This is a genomic window from Pseudomonas turukhanskensis, from assembly GCF_027922365.1.
GTDB lineage: Bacteria > Pseudomonadota > Gammaproteobacteria > Pseudomonadales > Pseudomonadaceae > Aquipseudomonas > Aquipseudomonas turukhanskensis.
In genome coordinates, this window is sequence record NZ_BSFN01000042.1 from 1 (window position 1) to 8425 (window position 8425).

Annotated in this window: 7 protein-coding genes and 1 pseudogene; 5 read left to right on the forward strand and 3 right to left on the reverse strand. The window is 56.7% G+C overall.

Annotated features, from left to right (window positions below; translation table 11 throughout):
* Positions 1–158 precede the first annotated feature (158 nt).
* The 3 genes from PKE98_RS26740 to PKE98_RS26750 form a co-directional block, all read right to left on the reverse strand.
* A complete protein-coding gene (locus PKE98_RS26740; protein WP_271198534.1) occupies positions 159–2222 on the reverse strand; it encodes an AsmA family protein in 2064 nt (687 codons plus the stop codon).
* A gap of 152 nt (positions 2223–2374) precedes the next feature.
* Positions 2375–3457: a fatty acid desaturase family protein gene (locus tag PKE98_RS26745; protein ID WP_271198535.1), complete on the reverse strand. Its 1083-nt coding sequence runs from the start codon at positions 3455–3457 to the stop codon at positions 2375–2377.
* 10 nt (positions 3458–3467) lie between these two features.
* Positions 3468–4550 carry a flavin reductase family protein gene (locus PKE98_RS26750; protein WP_271198536.1) on the reverse strand — a complete coding sequence of 361 codons (1083 nt, stop codon included), beginning with the start codon at positions 4548–4550 and terminating at the stop codon, positions 3468–3470.
* Between the two features lie 163 nt (positions 4551–4713).
* On the opposite strand from PKE98_RS26750, the gene PKE98_RS26755 reads away from it, so the two are divergent.
* The 5 genes and pseudogenes from PKE98_RS26755 to PKE98_RS26775 all read left to right on the forward strand — a co-directional run.
* Positions 4714–5340 (forward strand): TetR family transcriptional regulator, encoded by a 627-nt coding sequence (locus PKE98_RS26755; RefSeq protein WP_271198537.1) that lies wholly within the window; start codon positions 4714–4716, stop codon positions 5338–5340.
* Positions 5341–5634: 294 nt separating this feature from the next.
* A complete protein-coding gene (locus PKE98_RS26760; protein ID WP_271198539.1) occupies positions 5635–6828 on the forward strand; it encodes a glycerophosphodiester phosphodiesterase family protein in 1194 nt (397 codons plus the stop codon).
* A gap of 14 nt (positions 6829–6842) precedes the next feature.
* A complete protein-coding gene (locus PKE98_RS26765; RefSeq protein ID WP_271198541.1) occupies positions 6843–7463 on the forward strand; it encodes a hypothetical protein in 621 nt (206 codons plus the stop codon).
* A 15-nt stretch (positions 7464–7478) separates the two neighbouring features.
* Positions 7479–7868: a hypothetical protein gene (locus PKE98_RS26770; protein WP_271198542.1), complete on the forward strand. Its 390-nt coding sequence runs from the start codon at positions 7479–7481 to the stop codon at positions 7866–7868.
* Positions 7869–7883: 15 nt separating this feature from the next.
* Positions 7884–8425: pseudogene (locus PKE98_RS26775) on the forward strand (TetR/AcrR family transcriptional regulator); the annotation flags it as partial.

Genomic DNA, 8425 nt, shown 5'->3' on the forward strand with positions numbered 1-8425 from the left:
GATTTTCGGTAGCTCTCGCAACGTGGGTTTCTTCTTGGTCGGCATACATGCACCTCTTACTCATGTTATGCCCGAACACAAAATTTCTGACACCCCCGCACACGCGGTAAAGAAGAATCACGCCGCCCAAAAAAGCGGCAACGGGCGGCCCCCCGAAACTACAATTTCCCGGCCTTCATCTTCTCCAACAACGGCGCACACTCATTCACCTGATCGCCCCCGCCACTCGGCGCCACCAACGCCACCAATCCCGCCACTGGCGCAACAATCGCCCCAAGCGCCAACATCCCCGCCCCCCTTGCCAACAACGGCACGGTCTTCACCCCAGCGCTGGGCTTCTTGAACGGCCCCCGCACATACAAGGGCGAGCGCAGCGAAATAATCCGCACGCCCTTGGACTGCGGATCGATGGTCATATCCACCTGTTCGGTTTTGAAGTTCGCGGTGCCATCGACGTGAATCAAGGCGTTCTCGGTATCGAACACCACCATGCGCGTCGTCAGCAGCCCGTCTTTCACACCCATATCCGCGGCGGCGCAGTTGATCTTCACGTCCTTGTCACCAAACAACTTGCCCACCACATAGTTGCCCACATTCAGCCCCGCCAACTCCATCAGCTCGCGGCTGACAGCGCCGTCGTTGATCAGCATGCGCACATCACCATTGGCGGTGCCAAGCAAAGCCGCTACTGAGTTACCGGTGCCACTCAAGTCGACGTCGCCATTGAGTGCGCCAAAGCTGGTGCGCATGGGTTCAAACGTGGGGAACAACTCTTTGAGCTTGAAGTTGCGGGCACTCAATTGCGCCTGCCCTTGCAACGGCGCGCGACTGCCGTCTAGGCGAATGGTGGAGTTCAGTTGCCCGCCAGCCACACCAAAACGCAGGGGCTCCAGGCTGAGCTTGCCGTCATTGAGCACCACGTGGGCGTTAAGGTCGGTGAAGGGCAGTTTCTCGCTGTGCACGATGCGCTTGCCGGTGAAGTTCACATCGGCATCCATGGCGCGCCAGCGGTCGGTGCGGAATTCATCCACGGGCAACACCTTGTCCGCCGGCTGGTTGCTGACCACGCCACGGGCTTTTTTCTCGTCTTTGGAGTCGGCGCCAATCAGCGGCGCGAGGTCGGCGAAACGTAGCTGGTTGGAGGTCAGGGCGCCGCTGAGTTTGGGGCGCGGCTTGCTGGCGACGTAGCTCAGATCGCCATGGATATCGCTGTCGCCAATCGAGCCGTTGAATTGCTCGTAGTGAAATTGCATGCCGGCCGGGTCACGCAGTTGCGCGCGCAGGTGGCCGTCGGTGGCGTAGGCGGGGGTGTCCGGCAACGTCACACCCGTGAGCGGGTACAGATTGCCGAGACTGGTGCCGGCCAGTTGCAGGCGGAGGTCCAGGGCGCCGAAGTTTTTCGGGTCGGTCAGGGTGCCGGCCAGCGAGACCTTGGTGGTGCCGATCTGCACATTGGCTTGCACGGGGAAGGGCTGGCGGCTGTCTTGCAGCGCGAGCAAGCCGCCGACCTTGCCATTGCCGCTCAAGGCCTGGCCTTTGTATTGCCCTTTGAGCTTCCAGCCGAAGGCGTAGTCCTGCGCAGATGCGCCCTGCTCGGCCGCTTGATCGGCCTTGGGCTTGCCGACTATCTCGGCAAAGGGCACGGGTTTGCCCAACGGGTCTATCAGCAGTTCGATCTTGGTTTTCAGGCTCTGGTCGTCGACATTCACTTGGCCTTTGTCGAAACCGATGGCGCCGATATCCAGGGTCCATGGCGACTCGCTGGGGGGTTCATTCGGGTCGCTGGGTTTGAGGGTAAACGTCCAGCTGTTGCGACCATCAGCCAGGCGCTCGAGGTTGGCGCCGGGCGCGGTCAGGTCTATCCGCGGGATGGTGACGGTGCGCCACAGTAAGGGCACTGGCGAAAGGCTCATTTCCACCCGTTTCAGGCTGACCATCTGCGCATTGCTGGCCCAGTCCGGGTTCGCCAGCGTGATGTCTTCGGCCGACACGTGGGGCCAGGGCACCCAGGCGCGCAAGCCTGCCTCGTTGGGCTCGCGGGCCCAGCGCACCGCCAGGTTGCCGTTAATGGCGAAGGGGCGCCCGAGCTGTTCGGAGACGTTGTCATTGATGGTCGGCTTGAGCCGATTCCAGTCGAAAGTGGCAATAACCACTACCAGGATCGCCACCAAAGCCAGAAAAATGGCCAGGCACCAGAGCACAATCTTACGAGCCAACGTCATCCACAACTCTCCCTAAGCCACGGCCCCGGCCTGATGCGACGGGGTTTACGCGGGTGGGCGCCCTGCAATCAGACGTCATCGACAGCCTGACGTGGGCGCTTTATAGAGTTATCGACTTACTTAGTCGGCAAATGATTCAACCTCTGGGCACATCAAAGGGATGGCATGGCGATGTCAGGCCGACGGTATATCCAGATGCGCCGCAGCACCGTCGTGAATTGCGCGCCAAGACGACCGCAGTTGTAGGTCTGCCCGTAGCGCTGGGCAATCTCGCGCACCTCTACTGCCATCGCCGCATAACGGCGGGCCGGGATATCGGGATACAGGTGGTGTTCTATCTGGTGGCTGAGGTTGCCGCTCAGGATATGAAACAGCTTGCCGCCCTTGAGGTTGCTCGAACCCTGCAACTGGCGCAGGTACCAATGCCCACGGCTTTCGTTTTCCACTACCTCCCGTGGAAAAACAGCCGCACGTTCGGTGAAATGGCCGCAGAAAATAATCAGAAAGGTCCACAGGTTGCGCAGTAGATTGGCAGCGGCGTTGCCGGCCAACACGGCGATGGCATTGGCGCCGAGCAGCAGCGCCAGCGCCGGAAAGAACAGGTAATCCTTAAACCATTGCCGGCCGATTTTTCCCATAAACACCTTAAGCAGCGGACGCAGGTCGGCGGTGCTCATCTTGCCTTTGTATACCTTGTCCAAACGCAGGTGCTGCACCGCCACCGAGTACTGGAACAGCAGCGCCTGCAAGGTGACCCACAGCGGCTGCCAGCGATAGAACGGCTTCCAGCGCTGCTCGGGAAACAGCCGCACCACGCCGTAGCCGATATCGTCATCCATGCCCAGCACGTTGGTGTAGGTGTGGTGGATATGGTTGTGGGTATGCCGCCAGAAGTCCGAAGGCCCGGCGATATCCCACTCGTAGGTGCGGCCGCTGAATTCAGGGTCGTTCATCCAGTCGTACTGGCCGTGCATCACGTTATGGCCCAGCTCCATGTTTTCCAGAATCTTGCCCAGGGCCAGCAGCATGGTGCCCAGCAGCCAGGTGGGCGGAAACCAGCCGAAAAACAACAGGCCACGGCCCAAGGCAGTGCACACGCGGATAACGCTGCGCAGGCGGCGGATGTAGCGGGCGTCGACCTTGCCCAGGTCGGCGCGGTGGCGGCGGCCGAGTTCGTCCAGTTCAGCGGCGAAGGCTTGCAGGTCGTGGGCGGTCAGTTCGCGGTCTATGCGCATAGGTTTCTCCTTAGATATCCACAACCACATCGCCCATCGGCACGCTCACGCACAGGCGAATCGGCTGGCCGGGCTCGCTCAGCACGGCACCGCTGCGTTGGTCGCGCACCGCGCCGCTGACCAGCAGGCAGGTGCAGCTGGCGCAGATGCCCTGGCGGCAGCCATGGGCCGGCCGTAAACCGGCGGCTTCGGCTTGCAACAACAGGGAGCTGGCGCTGTTACCAAGCACCTCCTGCTGGGCGCGGGCGAAACGCAGCAGCAAGGGGCTGTGGCTGACCGCGTGCGTGCTGCTGGGCGGGCTGAAGGATTCGAATTGCAATGGGGTTTTCGCCACGCTTTCCCACCAGTCGCGTACCGCGCTGACAAACCCGAACGGGCCGCAGGTCAGCGCATGGGAGCGGGCAACGTCCTGAACGTGGCCGGGAGAGAAACGGCCGAGTTGGCTGCTGAGCATCGACCGGACGGTGAGGTTGCGGTATTGCTGCTGGAGCGCTTGCAGCTCCTGGGCAAAGGCGTGCTGACCGCTATCGCGCACGTAATGCAGCAGTTCGACCGGCGCGCTGAAACCTTTTTGCAGCGCACTGCGCAGCAGGCCCAAAAGCGGAGTAAGGCCGCTGCCAGCGGCAAGCAGCAGCACCGAATCAGCGTCTGCAGGCCAGTGCAACTCACCGAAGGCCTCGCCGATTTCCAGCACCTCGCCGACCGCCAGGTAATCGAGCAAGCGGTTGGATAAACGCCCGCCGAAATGACGCTTGATGGCGATCTCCACGCTGCCGTCGGCGTTCAAGGCGGTGAGGCTATAACTGCGGCTCAACCGCACCCCAGCCACTTCCACATAGGCCTGAATATGTTGCCCCGGCTCGGCGCCCCGCCAGTTGCCGTTGGGCATCAGCGTCAGGGCCAGCATGTCTTGCGCAACCCAACGCCGGGCCCGCACACAGGCAAAAACTCGGTTTAGGCGCCACGCCGGGTGCAGCAGCGCAAGCACGGCATCGACGCTGCTTTCACGCAGCCAGCCGTGTGATACCAGATAACGCAACGGCGCCAATAAGCGCGCAGTGCGGCGCACTAGCGCGAAGGGGATCAAGGTCATGGAAATACCTGCAAACCAACTTTCAGTGAACAACCGTTCACCAAACTGCCAGAGGCATTCCTTTCAGTCAACAGTTGTTCACTGAAGCCAGTATCCGGTTCGACGCCTCGCGAAGGCATTTGCTAGAGTGCGCGGCAAACCATCGCAGGGAACCGCGCCACGCATGTCACCTCGTGCCGAACAAAAGCAGCAGACGCGCCAGGCATTACTCGATGCCGCGCGGTTTCTGATGGAAAGCGGCCGCGGTTTTGGCAGCCTGAGCCTGCGTGAAGTCACCCGCCATGCCGGCATCGTGCCCACCGGTTTCTACCGCCACTTCACGGACATGGATGAACTGGGCCTGGCCCTGGTGACCGAAGTGGGCGAAACCTTCCGCGAAGCCATTCGCCAGGTGCGTCACAACGAAATGCAGATGGGCGGCGTGATCGACGCCTCGGTACGCATCTTCCTCACCAATGTGGAAGCCAATCGCTCGCAGTTTCTGTTTCTGGCGCGCGAGCAATACGGTGGCTCCAGAATCGTGCGCCAAGCTATCGGTGCGTTGCGCGAAGGCATTACCGCAGACCTGGTGAGCGACCTTGGGCACATGCCCAAGCTGCCGCATTTGGACATTGCCGCCCAGGCGGTGATTGCCGACCTGGTGGTGAAGACCGTGTTTGCCACCCTGCCCGAACTGATCGACCCACTTGCCGAGTTGCCCGAACACCTCACCCCGCAAGCGAAGATGACGCAGCAACTGCGGTTTATCTTTATTGGCTCCAAGCATTGGCAGGGGTTGGGTAGCGTTTAACGCCCCCACGCCACTCAATTACGCCAAAAATTCGGGCAAAAAGGCCAGCGGTAGTTCATACCAGCGCGGACTACTAATACTTCCACAGACATACATTCTAACCATGCGCCACCATCTGGCCGCTTAAAGCTCGCATATAAGACCGCAATAATAAAAAAGCGGAAATAGTTGTGAGCTCTTTCCGAACCCTCGACAAACCATTGAATAACAAGCTCATTAGGCTCAACATAATTAGCAGATATATGCGCCCCGCCCCATTTCTAGCTTTAGGAATTTATATGGAGTTTGAAACCTATGAAAAAATTGATATCCATCATTACGCCGCTATTTTCTTTACTGTTCCTACCCAATTTCTCCAATGCCGCCAACTGCATTTCGATCGCAGGGCAAAACATTGATCCAAGTAGTATCTACGACAGCCGTCACCAATGTGGAACATGCGCGGGACAAGCGGCCAAACCCGCTCTATGCGGAGCAATTAACCGAGTGATGGTGCCATATTGGTCTGCCAGTGCAGATCTTGTCACCATTCCTCACCGAGGATTTTGGGGCCGTTCGCTTGGAAAGGGTGCTTCGGAAAACACCTTGGCAGCGGCTAAAGCAGCACTAAATGCTGGCCACCGTATTATAGAAATCGACGCTGCACTAACCGGCCCCTCTAATTCCATGCGAAAAGTATTTCTAGGCCACTATTTCTCTATGTCAGCGGCGGGTGGTCCGGCCAAAACGACCCCCCACCATCTAACTCCCGCTGAACTGGTCAAGTTCAAAATGCGCAAGCGCGACCAGTCACTAAGTTTTGATGAGGACGACCACTTACCTCTATTATCCGAGCTGCTTACTTGGGCAATGGAAAATCAGGTACTGCTAATGATCGACCCCAAAACCCCGGGGTCAACACTCGCTCACGAGCATGACAGAATAATTGCATATAGCTTGAACGAAGCGCGAACGCTCGGCGCACTGGCTAACGTCGCCATTAAAAACGTAAACAGACACAACTGGACATTAATCGGCATAAAACCCTATCTAGATGGACCATTTTCGGATTATGACGGGCAATTTTTATGGAGTCCCATAGTCAATAAATCTATGGCGTTTGAAAAAGATGAAACGTTAGCGTCCATCAACTCCTGGCACAAAGCCACACAGAACTCCAAGCAAGTCATCACCTATGAAACCAGCTTATACAACCCAACATTTTGGGCCGCAACGCCGTTTGTCGAGCAAGGCAAGAACTATCTCAATCTAATCGACTACGTCAAACAACTCACCCCTTTGGGCAAACGCTCCGCCGTTTGGAGCATCGATCCGGTTGGCGATAAGGGCACCTTGGATCGTGAATATCGGTGGAAATTTTCCGGCAATAGTGACAAGGACAAACGAGGCAATCCGTTTAGAAATATAAGCTACGAACTCGGGCGACATGTCGTCATTAACACTGATCGCCCAGACTGGTACGAGCAAATGGTTGTCAATCCTTATTGACGGAAGTGCATAACATGAAAAAATTAAGCACACGCTTAAGCGCGTTTATATTCCTTACCTATTCCGCAGTTACTTTCGGATATTCCACTGGCGTCTCCACTAGGGATTTTGCGCAAAAACTCCCGAGCGACAATATTATTGTTGTAGAGGAACATGGGAACACCGGCACCAATACCCAATGGTTTAGATCGCATGACGGGCGCCTGCAAATTTACATGATCGACAACAGCGTCGAAATCCGAAGACAACTCCCCAGCTTGCCAGGAGTCAATCCTGGAGTGGTCTCTTTTACGTCTTTAGACCGACTCCACGACTTGAAAGTAGGAGAGGCCAGCCAATCTTACAATATGCGTGTTTTTTTCAATGAGGACTTTATGTGGATCGAAGTTTGGCCCACCAGTAGCGATACTGCGCCCGTGAGAAACACTGTAATGTTCTTTGGCTCAGACAAATCGACTTATGACTACTACCTGACCAACTCAATCCCCTATGTAAAATACACATACTATAACAACTTAAAAAAAGACATTTCAGACCACTACGCCCACCTGTACTCACCCGACTTTATAAATCTTATTCAATATCCTCCAAAAGGTCGCAAAGCGATTCTTTCGACAATTAATAGCGGCAACTAACTCAATGAGGTGTTTATGAACTTTTTATCTCCCAGAACTCTCACTGCAACAGGACTGATTTTCTTATGTATTGCGACAACTGGAACAGCACTGGCTGCGGAGAGCTGCGGCGGCGGCTATATAAAATCCGTGGTGGTGAATAAACCTGCATTTAGAGACGCTGGAATTATTGGCATTACAGTGCTTCACGACGATGGAACTACAAAAAACTACTACTCCTATCAATTTGGTGACATTAGAAATAGCGCAGAAATCAGGTCTCTACTGCAATTGGCGACCACGGCTTATGTATCACAGTCTCACGTCCAGGTGTCTGTATCGCAGAAGTGCAGCTACACCTATAAAGAGTCCGATGGCCTAACGTGGGTCACTCGATGGAACGGGCTGTGGCTTGACTCAAAATAGGCCCCAGTACAGCTAATCTGCCGCGTGTTATCTGATGACGACCGCGGCTTTAGAAGCCTAAGCCCCCGTGAGGTCAAGTCTCCATAAAGGCATCGGTGCCCATCGATTTCTACGCCGCCTAAGCCACATGCACGAACTGCCCCTGGTGACCAAAGTGGGCGAAACCTTCCGCGAAGCCATTCGCCAGGTGCGTCACAACGAATGCAGATGGGCGGCGTGATCGACGCCTCGGTACGCATCTTCCTCACCAATGTAGAAGCCAATCGCTCGCAGTTTCTGTTTCTCGCGCGCGAGCAATACGGCGGCTCCAGAATCGTGCGCCAAGCTATCGGTGCGTTGCGCGAAGGCATTACCGCAGACCTGGTGAGCGACCTTGGGCACATGCCCAAGCTGCCGCATCTGGACATTGCCTCCCAGGCGGTGATTGCCGACCTGGTGGTGAAGACCGTGTTTGCCACCTTGCCCGAACTGATCGACCCACTTGCCGAGTTGCCCGAACACCTCACCCCGCAAGCGAAGATGACGCAGCAACTGCGGTTTATCTTTATTGGCTCCAA